Source organism: Dactylosporangium sp. NPDC050688 (assembly GCF_040654515.1).
In the GTDB taxonomy this organism is placed as follows: Bacteria; Actinomycetota; Actinomycetes; order Mycobacteriales; family Micromonosporaceae; genus Dactylosporangium.
This window is the reverse complement of record NZ_JBFAIC010000054.1, coordinates 1-19,782: the sequence shown is the minus strand read 5'-3', so window position 1 is coordinate 19,782 and position 19,782 is coordinate 1. Positions and strand designations below refer to the sequence as shown.

At 70.8% G+C, this 19,782-nt stretch carries 17 protein-coding genes and 1 pseudogene; 5 read left to right on the top strand and 13 right to left on the bottom strand.

The genetic code is table 11. The annotated features are described in order from the left end of the window. Window positions 1-11: 11 nt before the first annotated feature. From AB0H83_RS36965 to AB0H83_RS36950, 4 genes are read left to right on the top strand one after another with little or no spacing between them, the layout of a single operon-like run. A complete protein-coding gene (locus AB0H83_RS36965) occupies window positions 12-617 on the top strand; it encodes a hypothetical protein (protein ID WP_360103387.1) in 606 nt (201 codons plus the stop codon). Further along, a complete protein-coding gene (locus AB0H83_RS36960; RefSeq protein ID WP_360103385.1) occupies window positions 614-1,579 on the top strand; it encodes a lysylphosphatidylglycerol synthase transmembrane domain-containing protein in 966 nt (321 codons plus the stop codon). The genes AB0H83_RS36965 and AB0H83_RS36960 overlap by 4 nt, the downstream gene beginning before the upstream one ends. A 38-nt stretch (window positions 1,580-1,617) precedes the next feature. Beyond that, entirely contained in the window at window positions 1,618-1,938 is a 321-nt protein-coding gene (locus tag AB0H83_RS36955; RefSeq protein ID WP_360103383.1) for a multidrug efflux SMR transporter, read from the top strand. Further along, a complete protein-coding gene (locus AB0H83_RS36950) occupies window positions 1,938-2,573 on the top strand; it encodes a phosphatase PAP2 family protein (RefSeq protein WP_360103381.1) in 636 nt (211 codons plus the stop codon). The genes AB0H83_RS36955 and AB0H83_RS36950 overlap by 1 nt, the downstream gene beginning before the upstream one ends. A 276-nt stretch (window positions 2,574-2,849) precedes the next feature. On the opposite strand, the pseudogene AB0H83_RS36945 reads toward AB0H83_RS36950, so the two are convergent. The 10 genes and pseudogenes from AB0H83_RS36945 to AB0H83_RS36900 all read right to left on the bottom strand — a co-directional run. After that, window positions 2,850-4,112: pseudogene (locus tag AB0H83_RS36945) on the bottom strand (cation acetate symporter); the annotation flags it as partial. Window positions 4,113-4,146: 34 nt separating this feature from the next. Further along, on the bottom strand, window positions 4,147-4,500 hold the full coding sequence (locus tag AB0H83_RS36940; protein WP_360103379.1) for a DUF485 domain-containing protein: 354 nt from the start codon (window positions 4,498-4,500) through the stop codon (window positions 4,147-4,149). 18 nt (window positions 4,501-4,518) lie between these two features. After that, complete coding sequence (locus AB0H83_RS36935) at window positions 4,519-5,145, bottom strand: phosphatidylserine decarboxylase (protein ID WP_360103377.1); 627 nt, start codon at window positions 5,143-5,145, stop codon at window positions 4,519-4,521. A gap of 45 nt (window positions 5,146-5,190) precedes the next feature. Next, on the bottom strand, window positions 5,191-6,495 hold the full coding sequence (locus AB0H83_RS36930; RefSeq protein WP_360103375.1) for a metallophosphoesterase: 1,305 nt from the start codon (window positions 6,493-6,495) through the stop codon (window positions 5,191-5,193). Window positions 6,496-7,385: 890 nt separating this feature from the next. Next, complete coding sequence (locus tag AB0H83_RS36925; protein WP_360103373.1) at window positions 7,386-8,156, bottom strand: FCD domain-containing protein; 771 nt, start codon at window positions 8,154-8,156, stop codon at window positions 7,386-7,388. A 118-nt stretch (window positions 8,157-8,274) separates the two neighbouring features. Next, the gene (locus tag AB0H83_RS36920) at window positions 8,275-8,619 is read right to left on the bottom strand and encodes an L-rhamnose mutarotase (protein WP_360103371.1); all 345 of its coding nucleotides are present in this window, start codon (window positions 8,617-8,619) and stop codon (window positions 8,275-8,277) included. Further along, window positions 8,616-9,803 (bottom strand): mandelate racemase/muconate lactonizing enzyme family protein, encoded by a 1,188-nt coding sequence (locus AB0H83_RS36915; protein WP_360103369.1) that lies wholly within the window; start codon window positions 9,801-9,803, stop codon window positions 8,616-8,618. Before AB0H83_RS36915 ends, AB0H83_RS36920 begins: the two co-directional genes overlap by 4 nt. Window positions 9,804-9,831: 28 nt before the next feature. Continuing rightward, window positions 9,832-10,767, bottom strand: a complete 936-nt coding sequence (locus tag AB0H83_RS36910; protein ID WP_360103367.1) for a carbohydrate ABC transporter permease — start codon at window positions 10,765-10,767, stop codon at window positions 9,832-9,834. Between the two features lie 3 nt (window positions 10,768-10,770). Continuing rightward, window positions 10,771-11,685: a sugar ABC transporter permease gene (locus AB0H83_RS36905; protein WP_360103365.1), complete on the bottom strand. Its 915-nt coding sequence runs from the start codon at window positions 11,683-11,685 to the stop codon at window positions 10,771-10,773. Then, entirely contained in the window at window positions 11,682-13,037 is a 1,356-nt protein-coding gene (locus tag AB0H83_RS36900; protein ID WP_360103363.1) for an extracellular solute-binding protein, read from the bottom strand. Before AB0H83_RS36900 ends, AB0H83_RS36905 begins: the two co-directional genes overlap by 4 nt. A 179-nt stretch (window positions 13,038-13,216) precedes the next feature. Here AB0H83_RS36900 and AB0H83_RS36895 point away from each other — a divergent pair, with 179 nt between their 5' ends. Beyond that, window positions 13,217-13,975, top strand: coding sequence for a FadR/GntR family transcriptional regulator (locus tag AB0H83_RS36895; protein WP_360103361.1), 759 nt, complete (start codon window positions 13,217-13,219; stop codon window positions 13,973-13,975). A 30-nt stretch (window positions 13,976-14,005) separates the two neighbouring features. Here the strand turns inward: AB0H83_RS36895 and AB0H83_RS36890 are convergent, their stop codons facing one another. The 3 genes from AB0H83_RS36890 to AB0H83_RS36880 form a co-directional block, all read right to left on the bottom strand. After that, window positions 14,006-16,414, bottom strand: a complete 2,409-nt coding sequence (locus AB0H83_RS36890; protein WP_360103359.1) for a ricin-type beta-trefoil lectin domain protein — start codon at window positions 16,412-16,414, stop codon at window positions 14,006-14,008. Between the two features lie 89 nt (window positions 16,415-16,503). Next, window positions 16,504-18,201: a ThuA domain-containing protein gene (locus AB0H83_RS36885; RefSeq protein WP_360103357.1), complete on the bottom strand. Its 1,698-nt coding sequence runs from the start codon at window positions 18,199-18,201 to the stop codon at window positions 16,504-16,506. A gap of 66 nt (window positions 18,202-18,267) precedes the next feature. Then, on the bottom strand, window positions 18,268-19,782 hold a 1,515-nt coding region (locus AB0H83_RS36880), incomplete at its 5' end, for a carbohydrate-binding protein (protein ID WP_360103355.1).

Genomic DNA, 19,782 nt, shown 5'->3' with positions numbered 1-19,782 from the left:
GAGGCACCCAGATGAGCACCGCACCGAACGGCACCGCACCGCCACCGGCACGCATCGGGGCCTGGACGCCAGGCCTGGACGACCGGCCGACGCTGCGCACGGTGTACGCGACGATGCCCGGCGACCCGCAGGCGGCGATCCCCTGGTACGTGCGACTGCTGGAGAACCCGGCGAGCCCGGTCGCGCTGCCCGGCGCGATCGACCTGTTCGGTCACGACTGCGTCCACATCACGCTCGGCCGCGGCATGCTGCCCCAGGACGAGGCGTTCGTCATCGGCGTCACCATGGGCGCCACCGGCCGGCTGTCCGGTTGGCAGCACCGCCTGTACGCCACCGCGGCCCGGCGCCTGTACCGCGGCCCGTACCGGCTCGGACCGGCGGACCTGCTCGTGTTCGACCTCGGTGTCGCGTTCGCGAAGCTGCACCGGCTGCCGCCGCTGCAGTCGCTGCCGTGGCACGAGCTGCTCGACCGCCCGCTCGGCGAGATCCGGGCCGCCGCCGGGATCTCCCGCGCGGGCCTGCTCGACGCGTACGCCCGCGAGCGGCGACTGCTGCCGGGCACCGAGGCGGCCCGCCGCCTGCCGACCGCCGCGCCGCAGCCGCGCGCCGCCGGGTGATCGCCTGGCTGCGCCGGCCGCAGGTACGGCAGCGGGCCGGGACGATCCTGCGCTGGGTGTCGATCATCGGCACGGCGGTGGCGCTGGTGTGGTTCGTCCGCGGCCTGGACCTGCATCACCTGCGGGCCGCGTTCGCCCGCACCAGCCCCGCACCGCTGGTCGTCGCCGTGGGTGTCGGGATCGGCAGCCACTACGTGCGTGCCCTCGGCTGGTCCGTCATGCTCGGCCCCCGGTACCGGATCCCGTTCGGCCGGCAGGTCCGCTACGAGTTCACCGCCCAGGCCGCCTCGGCCCTGATGCCCGCGCGGGCGGGTGAGATGCTGCGGGTGTGGCTGCTGCGCCGCGACGGCGTGCCGCCGGGCACCACGGCCGCGCTGGTCGGGGTGAAGAAGCTGTACGAGGGTCTGGGCCTGGCCCTGCTCGCGCTCGCCGCCCCGTGGCTGCTGCCCGGCCTGCCCGGCTGGCTCACCGGCACCATCTGGGTGTTCGCCGCGGCGATGGCGGCGCTGACCGTGGCGCTCGTCGTCGCGGGCCGGCGGATCCGGGCGGACGCGCCGGCGACCCGGTGGGGGCGCTTCACCGCCGGGCTGACGTTCCTGCGCGACATGCGGCGGGTCGGCGCCGCGATCGCCCTCGCCGTGGTCGGTGAGCTCGCCGACCTCGCCGCTGTCGTGGCCGTGCTGTACGCCCTGGACATCGACGTGCCGCTGATCGCCGCGGCGGTGATCCTGTTCGTCGTGGACACCTCGAACCTGTTCCCGTCGGCACCCGCGCACGCCGGCACGTTCGAGGTCGGCGTCCTGGCCGCCTTCGACGCGCTGGGTGGCCAGACCGCCGCCGCGGTCGCGTTCGCCCTGATCTTCCACACCCAGCAGGTGGTGTCGCAGATCGTCGTCGGCGTGCCGTTCCTGTTGAGCGAGATGCTCACCCGCCGGCGCAGCCTCGGACCCGCCACCCCGTAACGTCGCTCACCCGCATCTTTTCGGAAAGGACGCCGTCCATGGCCTGGATCCTGCTCATCGGTGCCATCGCCGCCGAGGTCACCGCCACGTCGGCGCTCAAGCAGAGCGCCGGCTTCACCAGGCTCGTGCCGACGGTCGTCGTCGGCGTCGGCTACCTGCTGTCCTTCGGGCTGCTCGCCCTGGCCGTCAAACAGCTGCAGATCAGCGTGGCGTACGCGATCTGGTCCGGGGTCGGCACCGCGGCCATCACCGTCATCGGCCTGTACGCGTTCGACGAGCCCCTCACCGCCGCCAAGATCGCCGGCCTGCTGCTCATCATCGGTGGTGTCGTGACCCTCAACCTGTCCGGCGCCCAGTGATGCGACCGTCACCCGGCACCGCGCTCGTCACCGTCGCCGTCGCCGGCGCGGGCCTGCTGCTGGTCTCGCCCGGACCCGTGGGTCCGATCGGCCAGGTGTCGACCGGGCAGTACCGGCACATCGCCGCCGTGGTGGCAGCCGCGCCGGGCTGGGTTGCACCGGCCCTGGACGGTGCCGGCACGGCCGGGCTGCTCGGCCTGCTCGTCCTGCTCGCCTTCGCCATACGGCGCGGGGCAGCCGGCCCTGTCCGGGGACTGCGGCCCGGCGTCCTCGCCGGCGTGGTCGCCGCCTATCTCGCCGGTGAGCTGCTCAAGCGGCTCGTCGCGGAGGAACGGCCCTGCCGCGCCGTCGTCGCCGCCGTGACGTGCCCGCCGCCGGGACGGTGGTCATTCCCGAGCAACCACGCGACCACCGCCGCCGCCCTCGCCTCGGCGGTGCTGCTGCTGTCGCCGCGGTACCGGTGGGCGGCGCCGGTCCTGGCGCTCGTCGTCGCCGCCGCCCGGCTCCTCACCGGCGTCCACTACCCGCACGACGTCGCCGGCGGGCTGCTGCTCGGTGTCACCGTCACCGTCGCCGTCTGCGTGATGGCGCAGGCCGTCGCCGCGCGCCGCGGTTCGGCGCCGGCGGAACCGTGATCCTCGTTCCGTCGTCGCGGCGGCCGGGACCGCCTCGGCGGCGCCTGCGCCCGTCAGGGCCCGCACCTCCATCACCGCATAGCCCGTCTCCGTACGCTCCCGGCTCAGGCCGGCACCGAGGTAGCCGAACACAAAGCCCAGCGGGATCGAGACGAGGCCGACGGACGTCCACGGGAAGTACGCGAAGTCGACGCCCGGCAGCAGCGACCCCGGGGAGCCGGAGACAGCCGGCGACACGGCGAGCAACGCCAGGGACGCGGCGGCGCCGCCGTACATGCTCCACAGCGCGCCCGCGGTGTTGAAGCCCCGCCACAGCCACGACAGCAGCAGGGTCGGCAGGATCGTCGAGGCGACCACGGTGACGTCCAGCGACAGCAGGAACCCGATGTCCTGGTGCATCAGCAGGATCGCGCAGAGCGTCTGCAGCACGCACAGCACGACGATCGCCCGCCGGGCCACCGTGATCTCCCGCGCCTCGTCGAGCGGCCCGCGCCGCACCACGGTGGCGTAGCCGTCGCGGGTGAAGCTCGCCGCGGCGCTGATCGCCAGTCCGGCGGTGACCGCGATGATCGTGGTGAACACGACCGAGGCGACGGCGGCGGCCAGCGGGAACCCGCCGAGTCTCGACGCCAGCTGCGGCACGGCGGACTGGCGGGGATCCACGCCGCCGAGCGCCGCCGCGCCGACACCGAGGACCACGACGAGCAGGTAGAACGGTGTGATGAGCCAGACGGCCCAGGCGACCGAGCGCCGTGCGGTGGCCGCGCTGGGCACCGTGAGGTGATGGATGAACAGGTACGGCAGCGCGGCGTAGCCGAGGACCGAGGTCAGCAGCTCGGACACGAACTGCGTCCGGTGCGTGCCCGCGCCGAACTTCGCGCCGGGCGCCAGCGGATCCCCATCACCCGGGCCGGCCTGCGTCGCCGCGTCGCCGAGCAGCGCCGAGACGTCGAAGCGGTACCGTACGAGCAGCGCGCCGGCCAGCACGAGCACCGCGGCGAACAGCAGCACCGCATTGATGATCTGGGTCCAGGTCGTGCCGCGCATGCCGCCGTAGTAGACGGTCATCGCGGCGAGCCCGCCGATGGTCGCGATGACCAGCGCCTCGCCGGCGGTGCCGGGCAGGTGCAGCAGCTGGGTGAGCAGCCGGCCCGCACCCACCAGCTGGACGGTTGTGGTGCAGCAGCACACCAGCAGCGTGACGGTGGCAGCGGCGAGGCGGACCGGGCGTTGCCGCATCCGGATGCTCAACGTGTCGCCGAGGGTGTACCGGCCGGTGTTGCGCATCGGCTCGGCCAGCAGCAGCGCGGCGACCCACGACACGGCGAGGCCGGCCGTGACGAGGACACCGTCGTAGCCGTTGCGGGCCACCTCGTCGGCGGCGGCGAGGAACGACGTCATCATCATGAACGTGCCGAACAGCGCGGCGCCGTTCTGCGGCGCGGTGAACGTGCGGTCGGCGGTGTAGAAGTCCGACCGGGTGTCGCGGGCCCGGCCGAGCCTCGACACCAGGAAGAAGATGACCAGGCTGAAGATCATGAGCGGCGTGCGGGCAGGTGCGCCACGCCGGCCGTCACCGCCGTCCCCCGTCGAGCCCGTCGCGGATCCGCTCGACGAGCGGGTCGAGCCGCCGGCCGGCGTAGCGCAGGTGGACGGCGCACGTGACGGCCGGCAGGACGATCAGCCCCGCGGCGAGCACGATGCCCGCGGTGACGTTGCCGGCGACCCGCGCGGCGAGGACGCCCGGGAACCAGCCCGCGACCACGACGGCGCCGGTGAACAGGCCGAGCACCAGGGCGGTCATCGCGGTCACGTACCGGCGCGACCTGGACCGCAGGCGGGTGAAGGCGGCGCCGCGCTGCACGGCCAGGTACGCGGCGCGCGGGTCGTGCGGCAGGGTGGCGGTCGTGTCGGCGTCCGTGCGCAAGGTGCCTCCTCGGGCTCCTCAGACCAGCGGCGTCCGGGCGGCGAGGGTCCGCTGCCGGACGGTGACGGCGGGAGTGAGGCCGGGTGGCAGGTACACGTCGACCCTCGAGCCGAACCGGATCAGCCCGATCCGGTCGCCCTGCTCGACGGGCTGCCCGGCGCTCGCGTACGGCACGATGCGCCGCGCCACGGCCCCGGCGATCTGGACCACCTCGACGTCGCCGAGGTCGGTGTCCAGGTGCCACACGACCCGTTCGTTGCGGTCGCTCTCCTTGTCGAACGCGGGCAGGAAACCGCCCGGGATGTGCTGGACGGACTTGACCGTCCCGGCGCACGGCGCCCGGTTCACGTGCACGTTCAGCGGGTTCATGAAGATCGCCACCCTGGTCCGGCCGTCGGGCCACGGGTCGATGCTCTGCACGACCCCGTCGGCGGGGGACAGCACGACGCCGTCGGCGGGCTGCCGCTCCGGGTCGCGGAAGAACCACAGCATCAGACCTGTCAGCGTCACCAGTGGCGGCGCGGCCACAGCCCAGGCGCGGGACCGGCGGGACCTGAGCACGGCGGTGGCCGTGGCGGCGACGACCGGGACGAGCCACGGACTCGCGCCCCGCGCAAGCTTCACCCGCGGACCGGTGAACCTCATACTGCTACTCCCCCATCTGGTTGCGGTGCCGGCCGGTGCCGGCGTTCAGCCACGCGGCTGCAGCTGCACGATCGCGACCTCCGGCGGGATGCCGGCGCGGATCGGCGGGCCGAAGAAGCCGGCGCCGCGGGTGACGAACAGTGACGTGTCGCCCCGCCTCGCCAGGCCCGCGAGCACCGGCTGCTGCAGCCCGGCGATGCGGTCGAAGGGCACCGTCTGCCCGCCGTGGGTGTGCCCTGACAGCTGCAGGTCGACGCCGTACTTGACGGCCTCGTGCACCTGCACCGGCTGGTGGGCCAGCAGCACCAGGGCGCGTGCCGGGTCCCGTCCGTTCAGCGCCGCCGCGAAGTCCGGCCCCTGCTTGTCGTACATGGTGGCGAACAGGTCGTTGACGCCGGCGAGGTCGAACGCCGCACCGCCGGAGGTGATCTCGACCCGCTCGTTGAGCAGCGGCCGCATCCCGAGCTCACGGACCCGCTCCACCCACGGGTCGACGCCGGAGGAGTAGTCGTGGTTGCCGGTGACGAAGAACGTGCCTTTGCGGGACTCGAAGCGGCGCATCGGCTCGGCGGCGTAGCCGACCTCCTCCACGGACCCGTCGGCGAGGTCGCCGAGGACCACGACCATGTCCACCTGTTCACGGTTGATCGCCGTGACGATCCGCTCGGCGAGCGGCTCGCGCATGAACGGGCCGAAGTGCGTGTCGCTCACGGCCGCGATGCGGAACCCGGCGAGGCGCGGGTCGAGACCGGTGATCGGTGTCGTCACCCGGACCGTGCGCAGGTCACCGAATGCGGTGCGCATCCCGGCCCCGACGGCGCCGGCGGCGACGCCGCACGCGGCGAGCGCGCACGCCCGGGCGATGAACAACCGCCGGCCCGGGTCCGGGGCGTCCCCGGGTTCCTCCGCCGTCGGTCGCGGCCGGGTGCGCGCAGGTGCCGTGACGACCGGCCCGCCGTGCGCGGCGGCGGTCGCCGGCGCGCTGTCCTGCTGCTCCTGCGTACTGTGCTGCTGTGTGCCGTCCGGTGCCGTGGCTGCCGTGCGGCGCAGCCACAGCGCGTACGCGCCGCGCGGGATCTCCAGCACGAGCAGGGTGAGCAGCAGGTAGAACATGACCGCGATCCAGCCGTAGCCGATCCACGCCAGCCAGCGGGTATCCACCCCGACGGTCCGGGTGACCAGCAGTCCGACGAGCCCGAACGCGCCGAGCCCACCGATGACGGCCGCGCCGATGCGACGGTTGCGGCGGGACCGCGCGGTGGAGCGCACCAGGCGCCACCACAGGTAGAGATGGATCGCCACCGCGAGCGCCGTGACGACCCCGAAGAACAAGATCGGATTCGGTCGCATCGCGTCCACCTGCCTGTCGGGTCCGAGTGTCTGGTGGCGTCCACAGGCAAGTCTTGAAGCTGCACCATTCCCGGTCATCACGCGTCCGCGCGATCTTCGCGCCCGGTCCGGCACCCGCCCACTTCCCGGAAGGGCTTGGCGTGAACACGGGATGTCCGACCGGTCACGGCACCCACAACACGGGCGCGTCGGTATCGCGGAACCTTCGCACCGTCACCACGCCGCTGACCTTGCATCCACGACGCCAGCGACGTCAACGAATACCGATTGGGACAACACACGACGGCGGAATTCGACGAACTACGCCAAGGCTGTTTCCGGCAAACGCAGCAGCATGCTGGCTCGGCCGGGTGGGTAACAGAGCGAGGACAATCCAGGCGCGAACCGCGACTCGCCACCTGCAAACGTTGCAGCTCTCGGCCGCCAATGACACAACCCCATCGGCGGCTTCGCCACCCGTGTGACCGCATTCGCCGACCGCACGGTCCCGAGAAATTCGCGACGACTCGACGGCCCGGTCAGGGATAACAGAATTCCGGAAACGAATTTCACGCGTTTTCTGTTACTTGAAGGACGACGAGCGAGTCGCCTCCCCTATAAATGAAATGCGTACCAGCGATCCCTTGACTCGGTAGCGCCTTTCCCGCACATTGGAAACTCGAGGCACGCCACCTCCAGAAGGACCGTCCGTGGCCACGCGGCCGGTCGGCAGCACCGACAGCACTGCTTGCGGAAGAGCGTTGATGATGATCAGGCACCGAGCCGGCGCGGGTGGTACCGCGCAGCCGACCGGCCGGCCCGCCGCTCGACGCCCTGCCCCCACCCGCGGCCCGGTGCGGGAGGCCTGGCCGCAGGGTCACGGTGCGGTACCAGCGACCGTCGGGGCGCCGTTACCGGTGCAGCCGGTCCGGGTCCGCGCTACCGCCGCGCCGGACCAGCCACGCGTCCGTGATGTGCGCGAACATCGCCTCCGCCGCGCCCGCCGCGTCCTTGGCGGCGATGCGCTCGTAGATGCGCCGGTGGCCGCGGTTGGCCTCCTCCCGCAGCGCGCGGTCCGTCCTGCCCACGTAGCGGTCGATGTTGGCGACCTGGTGCTGCAACGAGCGCACCACGGCCCGGCCGATCCGGTTACCGGACGCCTGCATGATGACGTCGTGGAAGGCGGCGTCGTGCTCGTGGAACGTGTCGGCATCCTCGACGTGCTCGTCCATGAGCTCCACGAACGCGAGGATCCGCTGCAGGACCTGCGCGTCGGCCAGCCGGGCGGCGACGTTGGCCATGTCGGCCTCCAGGAGCCGGCGGGTCACCACCACGTCGTCGAGGACCGTCAGGCCCTCGTCCACGGCGATCGCTGCGGCGAGCACCTGCTCGTCGAGCAGGTCCCACATCGCCGGCGGGTTGACGACCGTGCCGCTGCCCTGCCGGACCTGGACCAGCCGCTTCTCCTGCAGGATCTTCACGCTCTCGCGCACCACGGTCCGGCTGACCGAGTACGTCTCGCAGAGCACGGGCTCCGGGGGCAGCGCGCTGCCCGGCGGGTAGGTCCCGCCGACGATGCGCTGCACCAGTTCGGCAGTGAGCGCCTTCGCGAGACTGGCGGGTCCTCGAACCCACCCAGGGGGTGGTGAACCCTCCACGGTTGAATGCTGTGCTGCCGTCATGTGCCCTCCGCCGGCCCGCCGCGGCCAGGTGCTGCGGGTGGGCCAGAGTCTACCGAGCGACGCGGGCGGATGTGGCGTCCCGCTCGCCGCTTCGCCATGCTCTGAACACCCACCCCGCTCACGCCAGGTGCCAGATCTCCTCCAGCGGCTGCCACAGCGCGCCAACGTCCCGCTCCTCCACGACACGGATCTGGCACGGGTCGGTGTGCGTCCACCACTCGCGGGTCACCGGATCCTCGGCGATGCCGGCCAGGTCGGCGGCGTGGTCGTCACCGGCGTACTCGTAGTAGGCGAACAGGAGGTCGCCGACGATGAAGATCGAGTAGTTGGTGATGTGCGCGTCGCGCAGCGTCTGCTCGACCTGCGGCCACACGTTGCGGTGCAGCCGCAGGTACTCCTCCCGCCGCTCCGGCCGGACGCCGACGATGAACGCGTGCCGCTCAACCCGCCGCTGCGCGCTCACCGGCTCACCCCGTCTGCCGCCGGCACGCCCTGACGCTCGTCGCGGCGGGCCTCCGGGGTGATCCTCAGCCCGGCCCGGGACGGCCGGACGTGCGGGCCGGCGACCACGACCGGCGGGGCCGTGACCCGCAGGGCGGCGATGGCCGGCTCGTCGACGCGGATGCCCAGGCCGGGCTCGTCGCCGAGCACGATGCCGCCGTCCTCGTACTGCTGGTCGACGGTGAGGCCGATCGGTGAGGTGACGTCCTGCACCTCGAAAACCAGATGGTTGGGTACGGCCGCGGCGGCGTGCGCCGACGGGTTGGCGTGGTAGGCGACCGCGCTGACCGGCAGGTCGTGCCCGTGCGCGAGCGCGGCCACCCGCAGGAAGTGGGTGATGCCCCAGACGTTGCCGACCTGGACGATGTCGACGGCGTCGGCGTCCAGCAGCGGCCGGTACTGCTCCAGTCCCGTGAGGTTCTCCCCGGTGGCCACGGCGGCCCGGACGCCGCGGCGGACCGCGGCGAGGCCGGCGGCGTCCCAGCGGCGCACGGGCTCCTCGATCCAGGTGAGGTCGACGCTGCGTTCCAGGGCGGTCACGAACCGTACCGCCTGGGTGCGGTTCCATGATTCGTTCGCGTCGAACATGAGGGCCGGCTGCGTCGAGTTGCGTCGCAGCACCTCGTGCAGCATTTCCAGCCTGTGCAGGTCCCGCTGGACGTCGTGGCCGCCCTTGAGCTTGGCGGCGCTGAAACCCCGGTCGGCGAACCCCTCGTACAGGCGCATCAGGGCGTCGTCGTCCAAGGCGATGTCCAGCCCGGAGGCGTAGCCGGGCACGAACCGGTCCAGCGCGCCCAGCGTGCGCCACAACGGCTCGCCGGCCGCCTTCGCCTTGAGATCCCACAGCGCCATGTCGATCGCGCCGATCGCGCCGAAGGCGGCGCCCGCGTGCCCGGTCTTGAACACCCAGTTCAGCATCCGGTCGTACAGGGCCGAGACTGCCCGCGGATCCTCGCCCTCGACCGCGCCGAAGACCCGGTCGATGTCGCCGTGCTGGCCGAGCCCGATGCCTTCCAGTCCCGTGTCGGTCTCCACGATCAGCACGTGCACGTCGGTACGCGGCTCCGACATCACCCCGTTGGCGTCGCCGATCAGCCGCCCCCAGTCATGTTTCGTCGTCAGGCTGCGGTATCCGGTGACTTTCACACGTGCTCCTTCTCGGCGTGGTTCGGTTTCACTCTTTGGTGCCGCCCGCCGTCATGCCCGCGACCAGAAACCGCTGGGCGAACACGAAGACGATCAGCACCGGCAGCACGGACACGACGGTCGCCAGGGCGAGCGTCGGCAGCTGCACCGACTGGGCACCGGCGGAACTGGGGTTGAACGCCGGTGTTGAGGCGAGCAGCGACGTCAGTCCGACCTGGACCGGGTAGCCGTCGCTGGACGGCAGCATCACGAAGGGCAGGAAGAAGTTGTTCCAGCTCTGCACGAAGCTGAAGAAAGCGACCAGGGCGACGATGGGCGTCGCCAGCGGCAGCGCGACCTTGGTGAAGACCTCGAGCTCGGAGCATCCGTCGATGCGCGCCGCCGAGAGCAGGTCCCGCGGGACGCTGGTGGAGAAGTAGATGTAGGTGAGGTACACCCCGAACGGGAAGAACGACATGGGCAGGATCACCGACAGCGGGCTGCCGATCAGCCCGACCACATTGAGTTCGAGGAAGATCGGCAGTACCAGCGCGGTGTTCGGAATGAGCATGATGATCAGCGTCAGCACCAGCAGCGAGCGGCGGAACCGGAAGTCCGTCATGGCCATGGCATAGCCCGCCGGGATGCTCGCGACGAGCGTCATCACCAGGGCGCCCACCGCATAGAGCGCGGAGTTGCCGACCCACGCGGTCACCGCGCCGTCCTGGAAGTCGAACAGCTGACGCCAGTTGGCGGCCAGGTCGGCCGGGGTGCCGGGCAGGAACGGGCTGCCGACGAGGAGTTCGTGCGCCGACTTCGTCGTGGCCAGCAGCAGCCAGACCATCGGGATGACGAAGAACAGCACGAAGACGGCGAGCACGACTGCAACGAGCGCGCGGCCCGCGCCGCCGCCGGCACCGGCACGGTGGCCTCTGGAAGGGCCGGACGACACGTGGTGCGGGCGCCGGGTGAGCACTGTCGTCATGGCTCAGTCCCTTTCGAACAGGCCGCCGCGCGTCACGAAGACGGCCGACAACGCGAGGGCGATGACGAGCAGCAGCAGCGAGATGGCGGCTGCGGCGTTGAAGTCGTTCTGCTGGAACGCGTACAGGTACGCGAGCTGGTTGAGCGAGTAGTCGTTGGGCACGATCGCGTTGCTGGCCTGGGACAGCAGTTGCGGCTCGACGAACAGCTGCGTGCCGGCGGCCAGGGACATGATGCCCATGTACGAGATCCACTTGCGCAGCAGCGGCAGCTGGATGCGCCAGGCGATCTGGACCGGCCCGGCGCCGTCGATGCGCGCCGCCTCGATCACGTCGGCGCTGATGTTGTTGAGCGCGCCGTACATGATGACGATCCAGCCGCCGGCGCCGGTCCAGAACGCGATGACGGCGAAGATGAGTGGCAGGTGTCCGGGCGCGATGACCTGGTTGAAGCTGTCGAACCCGAACAGCCGCAGCAGCCCTGCGACCGGGCTGGCGGTCGGGTCGAGCACGAACAGCCACAGCAGCACGCTGGACGCGCCGGCGACCGCGCCCGGCAGGTAGAACACCAGCCGGAGGGTGCGGCTCAGCCAGCGGACGCCGACGGCGTGCACCGCGATCGCCAGGAACGTCACCAGCACCACCAGCGAGATCAGCCAGATCGCCAGGTACCAGGCGACGTGCCCGACGGCGGGCAGGAACCGGAAGTCGTCGACGACCTTGGTGAAGTTGGTGATGCCGGCGAAGGTGCCGTCGCCGTTGGTGAACGCGAGATAGAGGGCGTAGGCGGCCGGCAGGATGCCGAAGGCGATCGCGAGCACGGCGTAGAGCGCGACAAAGGCATAGCTGACCGCGCTGCGGTGCTGCGTCGGGCGGGGCCGCCCGCCGGGTCGGCGGGCGGCCTCGTATGCCATTGTCATGTGACGGTGTATCCGTCGACCTGGGCCTGGTTCTTGATGGCGGTCTGCCATTCAGGGAGCAGGCCGACCAGGCTCTTGCCGCTGACGATCGCGGGGGTGACGGTCTTGGCCCAGATGGCTTCCTGGCTGAAGATGCCCGAGCCCCATCCGCTCCAGATCTGCGATCCGGCCTTGACCATCGCCTGCAGGTCGGTGGCGTAGTACCCGCTGGACTCCTGTTTCTTGATCCATTTGTCGGCGGCGGGCGCGTACGCGGGATACCCCGGTGCGAGGTTCACCTGGTAGTCGTCGGCCGTGGTGACGAACTCGACGAACCGCTGCGCGGCCTTGAGGTTCTTGGAGTGGCTGCTGATGAACCAGGTGGCGCCGCCGACGTTGCCGGTCGCCGCCTCCTCACCCTTCCATGCCAGCGGCGCGGCCACGCCGAGCTGCCCCTTCGGGACGTTGAGCGACTGCGGGTTGTTGAAGATGGCGCCGGCGTACCACGCCGGGCCCGGCATCAGCAGGACCTTGTTCGCGTAGTTCTTCACGAACTCGGGTGAGAAAACGCTGACGGTGGGCACCGTGCCGTTCTTGATCAGGGTGTCGAGCATCGAGGCGGCGCGCTTGCACTCCGTGGTGGCGGTGTTGACGGTCACCGTCTTCGGTCCGGTAATGCCGTTGGCCTGGCACTTGCTGCTCCAGAGGTAGATCTCCGGGGTGAAGGCGTCGCCGGCCGCGCCCACGATGTAGCCGGGGTGTTCGCGGGCCACCTTCTCGCCGAGGGCCTGGTAGTCCTCCCAGGTGGTCGGCAGGGTGTAGCCGAACTGGTCCAACAGGGCCTTGTTGTGCCAGAGCACCACCTGGGCGAGGTCGTTGCGCAGGCAGTACAGCTTGCCCTCGACGGTGCACGGGTTGAGTGCGCCGGTGGTGAAGCGGTCCAGGGTCTCCTTGGCGACGAGGCCCTGGTTGAGCACGGCGGCGAAGGCCTGCTTGCCGTTGCTCTGCTGGCTGGCCCAGGCCGCGTCGTTGTTCTGCGTGGAGAAGACCACGTCGGGCCAGCCGCTGCCGGCGCGGTCGAACAGCTGCATCTTGGTGCGGAACGAGTTCGAGCCGTTGGCCGACCCGTCGTAGGTGACGGCCTCCACCTGCACGTCCGGGTGGGCCTTCTTGAACGCGTCGACCGCCGAGGACCGGTCGGCGTCGACCCACACTGTGATCTTCGCCTTGTCGTCCTGCGCGGCCTGCGGGAATCCGTAGGAACCGGAGGTGGTGCCGCTGTCGCTGCCGCAGGCGGCAGCGGTGAGGGTGAGGGCCAGCGCGGCTGCACCGGTCCATCGCCGGAGCTGTCCTTGCCGTGCGTTTCCGACCATATTCGTGCCCCTTGTGTCGAACGCTGTGAGGATCACCGGTTCTTCGCGCCCAAAATATAGGGCATACGTATGACGTCTACAAGAGCCAGTAACGTATTCGTATTACGTCTGACGTCATCGGCCCCATATACTTGGGTGGCGTCGCGACGCCGTGAACGCCAGGAAGGTCGGGAGGCGCCATGACGGGACCGCAGATGGCCGCGCCATCGCCTGCCTGGACGCGGCGGCCGGCGAATCTCGCCAAGGCCATCACCGCCGAGCTCGTGGGCCGGATCGTGCGTGGGCTGCACCTCCCCGGCACGCCGCTGCCGCCGGAGCCAGCGCTGTGCGAGACGTTCTCGGTGAGCCGCACCGTGGTCCGAGAGGCGGTGAAGCTGCTGCAGGAGAAGGGGCTGGTGCAGGTCCGCCAGGGCAGCGGCACCATCGTCACCGCGCCGGGCACGTGGAACATGCTCGACGAGCTCGTGCTCGCCGCGAGCATCGCCGAGGACGACACCCTCAGTGTCCTCGACGACGTCGTCGTCACCCGCCGGCTGCTGGAGTCCGACATGGCCGGCGTCGCCAGCCGGCGCGCCGATCAGGACACCGTCGACCAGCTCCGCGCGCTCGTGGACCGCATGGACCAACTCGTCGACGACCACGTCACATACGAGGAGCACGACCGCGCCTTCCACGACATCGTCATGCACGCATCCGGCAACCGCATCGCCCGCGGGGTGGTCAAGGCGCTGCAGAGCCAGGTCATCCACACCGCGCGGTACGTGGGGCGCACCGAGCGGGCCTTGTGCGTGGCGTCGAACCTGGGTCATCGGCGCGTGTACGAGCGCATCGTCGCCCACGACCCGCACGGCGCCGCGGAGGCGATGTTCGCCCACATCACCGATGCCTGGCTGGCCCGCCGTGGCGGGCCGGGCGACGCGCTGCGGCTGCAGCGGTGAGCCACCCGGCCCGCGACCGCGGGCAGGCGGCTACGACGTGACCCTGCTCCACTGCTGGTTGGTGGCGCCGAGACAGTCCCAGATCTGGACCTTCGTCCCGTTGGCGGTGCCGAAGGCGCTGACGTCCAGGCACTTGTTCGCCCCGACGGCCGTCACACTGCCGTCGGCGTTGAGCCGGAACTGCTGATTGGTCTGGCCGTTGCAGTCCCAGATCTCCACCGCGGTGCCGTTGGCGGTGCCGCGGCCGAGCACGTCGAGACACTTGCTGCCGTTGTACAGCCGCAACTCACCGGCGGCGGTCAGGGTGAGCCGCTGGTTGGCGCCGCCGTGGCAGTCCCAGATCTGCGCGAGTGCGCCGTTGGCCTGCGACGCTCCGGCAATGTCCAGGCACCGGCCGGACGCCTGGCCGCGCAGCGCGAAGGTATCCGCCGGCTGCTGGGTGCCCTGCACGCCGGCCGCCGCCATGACCGCCCGGGCGCCGCTGGGCCAGTTGCCGCCGCTGACCACGACCGTGCCGCTGTTGGTGTTGCCGCGGGTGCCGGTCTTGACGTTGCTGCCGTTGTTGGTGGTCCAGTTGCCGGTCAGGGTCAGGTTGCCGGTGTTGTTGTTCGCCCATTCCTGGGTGTACGCCCAGGTGCCGGTGTTGTCGAAGACGTTGTTCGCCGCGGAGACGTAGCGTGAGCCCTCGTCGAAGTACAGGCCGAGCCAGCCGTTGCTGTTGCGGAAGTAGTTCTCGTTGACCGTCGTGCCGGGGCTCGCCGAGAGGTGGTAGAACGCGCCGGCGTCGGTCATCTGCTGGACCACGTCGTGCACGAAGTTCGCCGTGACGCGGTTGTTCGCCGCGACGGTGGCGGTGGTGTACCTGGGCTGGTAGTTGTACAGCCCTCGGTCGGTGTAGTCCTGGCTGCCGCCGGCGTCGTTGGCACCCCACCCGTAGCCGAGGGCGATCCCGGAGTAGGGCAGGTTGTACAGCTCGTTGTGCGCCATCGTCGAGCCGGCGGTGTAGGTCATGAGCAGCCCGACGTGGCTGCGGTACTCGCTGGCGACGTCGTGCACGACGTTGTTGCTGACGGTGATGTTGCTGTTGGTCATCCGGCTGTCGCTCGGGTGGTGCGCGTCGGCCTGCACACCACCCGCGATGACCGCCCCGGCCGACATGTACTCGAACACGTTGCCGGTCACGGTGATGTCGCGGGCGCCGAGCCCGACGCCGGTGCCGTGCGCGTTGGCGTCGTTGCCGATGCCGAGACCGACCTGGCCGAGGTTGGTGAACCGGTTGCCGGTGAAGGACACGGTGCTGGCCGCGGACACCTGCACCGCGGCGGGCATCTGCCGCCAGGCGGGGCGGGTCGCCTCGAACAGCTGGCAGCCGGACTGGCACGAGGTGAGCGCGTCGGCCGGGCGGCTCCAGGTGCCGTACATGTACGCGCCGGTCTGCTGATCGGCGTAGCCCTGGTTGCTGCTGGGCTGCAGCCAGCTGGTGCCGGAGAACTGCAGGCCGGAGAAGGTCAGGTGGTGGGCGGGCGCCGCGTAGGTGCCGCCGACACGCAGCAGCGACTCCAGCCGCGGCAGCTGGACGTCGGCGGTGGCCATGGTCTGCCCGGAAAGCGGCTTGTAGTACAGCACGCCGGCGGCGGCGTCCAGGTACCACTCGCCCGCGGCGTCCAGGAACTCACGGGCGTTCACCAGATACATCGGCCCACTGCGGAACGGTTTGGTGAGCGTGTCGTAGCCCCAGGTGTTGTTGTTCCACGCGGGCTGCTGCATCGTGAGCGTGTTGTTGGCGATGGTCTGCACCGGCACGTACCGGTCGGTGAACGAGTCGACCGATTCCAGCTCGACCCGGCTCTTGTTGGCGAGGTTGTTGAGGTAGCCCAGTGCCCCGCTGGTGAAGCTGAGCCCGGTCGTCGAGGCGGTGAAGTCCGCGCGGTTGACCTGGGTACGGGCCCTGGTGGCGATGCGGCCGTCGACGTACAGCTGGCGGGTGTCGAAACCGGTGCCGACGTCGGCCCGCCAGATGTTCTGGGCGGAGTCCGACACCGTCCATCCGGTGATCTTCCGGGCACCGGAGATGATCGGACGGGCGCCGGCGGCGGCCTGCCAGATGACGGTGTTGCCGTTGGTGCCGGAATCGGCGGCGGTAAAGGTGAGCGGCGCGTTGAGGGTGTACGTGCCGCCGGCGAGCTGCACGACGATGTCGCCCGTCATGTTCGCTGCGCTTGCCCTGACGGCGGTCTGCACCTGGGACAGCGAGCACGGCTGGGCTGCGGTGCAGGCGGTGCCGGCGCCGGACGGCGCGGCGTACAGCGTCTGCATGACGGCGGCGGCGGCCGGCGGTGAGAGGGTCGCGGCGCCGCCGGCGATGAGGACGGCGGCGGCGGCGATCCTGACGAGCGCGGCGGCCCTGCCTGGCGGCGGGGAAGCGGGTCTGGGGGGCACGGTAACTCCTTCGGCGGGGTGGGCTACGTCGCAGGTATGAAGACTCGAGGGCGGCCGGCGAACCGGCCGCCCTCCGCACGTCGGACAGGTCAGGGCAGGGTCCACTTCTGGTTCGCCGCACCGGAGATGCAGGTCCACAGGTGCACGACCGTGCCGTCGGCGGAGTTGTTACCCGACACGTCCAGGCACTTGCCGGACTGCGGGTTGCGCAGTGTGCCGTCCGACTGCGCCGCCCAGTTCTGGTTGCCGCCGCCGTTGCACGTCCACAACTGCACCTTCGCGCCGTTCGCCGTACTCCCGCCGTTGACGTCCAGGCACTTGCCGAGCGCCTGCAGCGTCTGACCCGAGCGGGTCCACGTCTGCGCCGCGTTGCCCTGGCAGGTGTACAGCTGGATCTGCGTGCCGTTGGCCGAGCTGCCGCCGCGCACGTCGAGGCACTTGCCGGCCAGCCCCTTCACCGGGCCGACGCCGGACGGCTGGGTGCCGAGCTCCTTGATCCGGATGTTGCGGAAGGCGGCGACGTCGCCGCTGCCGTGGTTCTGGATGCCGATGTAGCCGTCGAGGTTGCGGTTCGGGTCGGTGTTGGTGAAGTCGTTGATCAGGCTGCCGTTGAGGTACACCCGGATCCGCTGCCCCTCCACGAGCACCTCGAAGGTGTTCCACTCCCCCGCGGGGTTCAGCGCCGCGTCGCGGGCTGCGATGTCGGCGGACTTGACCCCGTAGATCGCGCCCGTCGTGCGGTCCGCGGAGTCCGTGGCGTCGATCTGGATCTCGTAGCCCTGGTTCATCGCGACGTTCGGGTCGGTGCCCGGGTTGGGGAACCCCACCTGGACCCCGGAGTTGCTGTCGCCGGTCAGCCGCCAGTCCGCCTTCAGCGAGTAGGAGGTGTACTGCCGGGCGTTGTACCAGAGCAGGCCGAGCCCGCCCGTGGAGGTGAGGGTGGCGTCGGTGTTGGTGAATCCGCCGGGGCCCGCCTGCGACCAGCCGGTGGTCGAGCCGTTGTACAGCGTCGTGTACCCGCTCTCGGGCCGGCAGTCGGCCTGGGCCCGCTTGGCCGCGTACCGGATGCCGCCGAGCAGCTGGGCGCGCAACGCCGACTCCGCGTAGGACGCCTGGCTGTGCCCAAGGCCGGTGTAGAACGACCGGCCGCTGTCGATCGTCTTGCACCAAGTGATCGGGTGGTCGGCGCCCATCGAGCCGCCGGAGTAGGACGACTCGTCCAGCGTGGCGAGCACCCGGGCGGTGGAGCGCGGGTTGGAGCGGTAGTTGTACAGCTCGTCCGTGCGGGTCCAGGTCTGCGGCAGGTGCGCCGTGGCCGGGTGGGCCCGGTTCTCCACCTTGACGTTCGCCTGCTGGATGGCCGGGTGCGACGCGAAGTACGCGCCGACCAGCGTGCCGTAGAAGGACCAGTCGTACTCGGTGTCGGCGGCGGAGTGGATGCCGACGTAGCCGCCGCCGGCCCGGATGTAGGACTCGAACGCGGCCTGCTGCGTGGTGTTGAGCACGTCGCCGGTGGTGCTGAGGAAGACCACCGTCTCGTACTGGGCCAGGTTCGCGGCGGTGAACGCGGCGGCGTCCTCGGTCGCGGTGACGGTGAAGTTGTTCGCCGCGCCCAGGTCCCGGATCGCCTGGATCCCGGCCGGGATCGAGTCGTGCCGGAAGCCGGCGGTCTTGGAGAACACGAGGACGTCGTACGGGGCGTCGGCGGCCGAGGCCGGCTGCGCCGCGGCGAGGGAGCCGGCGGCGAGGGCCAGGACGGCGCTCGCACCGGCGAGAAGTCTGCGCATGGTTCCTCCGGTTGCGGAAGGTGGGGCCGGGCCGCCCGCATCCACGGGCGGCCCGGGATCGTCAGGTCAGGGCAGGGTCCACTTCTGGTTCGCCGCACCGGAGATGCAGGTCCACAGGTGCACGACCGTGCCGTCGGCGGAGTTGTTACCCGATACGTCCAGGCACTTGCCGGACTGCGGGTTGCGCAGCGTGCCGTCCGACTGCGGCGCCCAGTTCTGGTTGCCGCCGCCGTTGCACGTCCACAACTGCACCTTCGCGCCGTCGGCGGACGAGCCGCCGTTGATGTCCAGGCACTTGCCGAACGCCCGCAGCGTCTGGCCGTTGCGCGTCCACGTCTGTCCGGCACTACCCGAGCAGGTGTACAGCTGGATCTGCGTGCCGTCCGCCGAGGCGCCGCCGCGCACGTCGAGGCACTTGCCGGCCAGGCCCTTGACCGGGCCGACGCCGGACGGCGCGGTGCCGGTGCCGAAGGTGAAGCTGTCCACGTCGAACAGCAGCCCGGTGCCGCTGCCGGCGAACGTCAAATAGAGCGACGTGGTACCGGTAGGTGCGCCGGAGATCGCCGCCGTGACGGTCGTGAACGTCTCCCACGAGCCGGTGACGGGGATCGTGGCGGAGCCGATGACGGTGCCCGTCGGCGAGCCGGTGCGGACCTGCACGGTGCCACCGGCGCCCGCGGAGGACGCGCGGACCTGGATCGAGGTGGCGTTGTTGAGCTTGTACGGGTCGAAGGAGATCCAGTCGCCGTTGTGGATGTCACCGACGGTCTTGCCGCCCTCGGCCGTCGTCTTGGAGTACTGGTTGATGCCGGAGGAGCTCTTGTAGTGCTCCGCCTGGCGGTGCCGCGGCTGCAGGATGTTCTGCGCGTGGACCGTCAGCCCGCCGTTGTCCGTGTACTGCGCGTCGAAGACCGGGAAGATGTTCGCCGCGTCGTCGTGCTCACCGTCCACCGGGATCGTGATCGTGCCGGAGCAGCCGGTCTGCGACGTGATCTGGTGGGCGTGCTGGTCGTGACCGAGCACGTAGGTCATGGTGACCTTGGTGCAGTCGATCGTGCCGTCCTCCGGGTCGCTGACCGTGACGCTCCACGGCACGCTGTCGCCGAAGGACACCAGCTGTCCTGCCGGCGGCGTGTTGACCACGACGGTGGGCGCGGTGTTGCCGACACTGATCTGCACACTGGCCGATCCGGTGGCACCCTGCGGGTCGCGCACCGTCAGCGTGGCGCTGTAGGTGCCGTTGGTGGTGTAGGTCTTCGTCGGGTTCGCCGCGGTCGAGGTGGTGCCGTCGCCGAACGCCCACGTGTAGGACAGGGTGCCGCCCTCCGGGTCGCTGCTGCCGGTCGAGGAGAAGTTGACCGTCAACGGCGCGGGGCCCGAGGTCTTGTTCGCGCTCGCCACCGCGGTCGGTGCCCGGTTGTTGCCGCTGCCGACGTAGTCGAAGCGGTACAGGGCCGAGTTGGCGTCGCCGTTGCCGAAGCCCGCACCGTAGTCCAGGACGTACAGGGCGCCGTCGGGGCCGAACTGCATGTCCATGACCTGCTTGCCGTTCCACGGGAACGTGTCGATCGCGCCGCGGGT

Bases quoted from the DNA above. Each gene is read 5' to 3' on its own strand.
- AB0H83_RS36895 (WP_360103361.1), top strand. From the start codon at position 13,217: ATGACGGGACCGCAGATGGCCGCGCCATCGCCTGCCTGGACGCGGCGG.
- AB0H83_RS36935 (WP_360103377.1), bottom strand. From the start codon at position 5,145: ATGAGGTTCACCGGTCCGCGGGTGAAGCTTGCGCGGGGCGCGAGTCCG.
- AB0H83_RS36965 (WP_360103387.1), top strand. From the start codon at position 12: ATGAGCACCGCACCGAACGGCACCGCACCGCCACCGGCACGCATCGGG.
- AB0H83_RS36955 (WP_360103383.1), top strand. From the start codon at position 1,618: ATGGCCTGGATCCTGCTCATCGGTGCCATCGCCGCCGAGGTCACCGCC.
- AB0H83_RS36885 (WP_360103357.1), bottom strand. From the start codon at position 18,201: ATGCGCAGACTTCTCGCCGGTGCGAGCGCCGTCCTGGCCCTCGCCGCC.
- AB0H83_RS36925 (WP_360103373.1), bottom strand. From the start codon at position 8,156: ATGACGGCAGCACAGCATTCAACCGTGGAGGGTTCACCACCCCCTGGG.
- AB0H83_RS36910 (WP_360103367.1), bottom strand. From the start codon at position 10,767: ATGACGACAGTGCTCACCCGGCGCCCGCACCACGTGTCGTCCGGCCCT.
- AB0H83_RS36905 (WP_360103365.1), bottom strand. From the start codon at position 11,685: ATGACAATGGCATACGAGGCCGCCCGCCGACCCGGCGGGCGGCCCCGC.
- AB0H83_RS36950 (WP_360103381.1), top strand. From the start codon at position 1,938: ATGCGACCGTCACCCGGCACCGCGCTCGTCACCGTCGCCGTCGCCGGC.
- AB0H83_RS36930 (WP_360103375.1), bottom strand. From the start codon at position 6,495: ATGCGACCGAATCCGATCTTGTTCTTCGGGGTCGTCACGGCGCTCGCG.
- AB0H83_RS36900 (WP_360103363.1), bottom strand. From the start codon at position 13,037: ATGGTCGGAAACGCACGGCAAGGACAGCTCCGGCGATGGACCGGTGCA.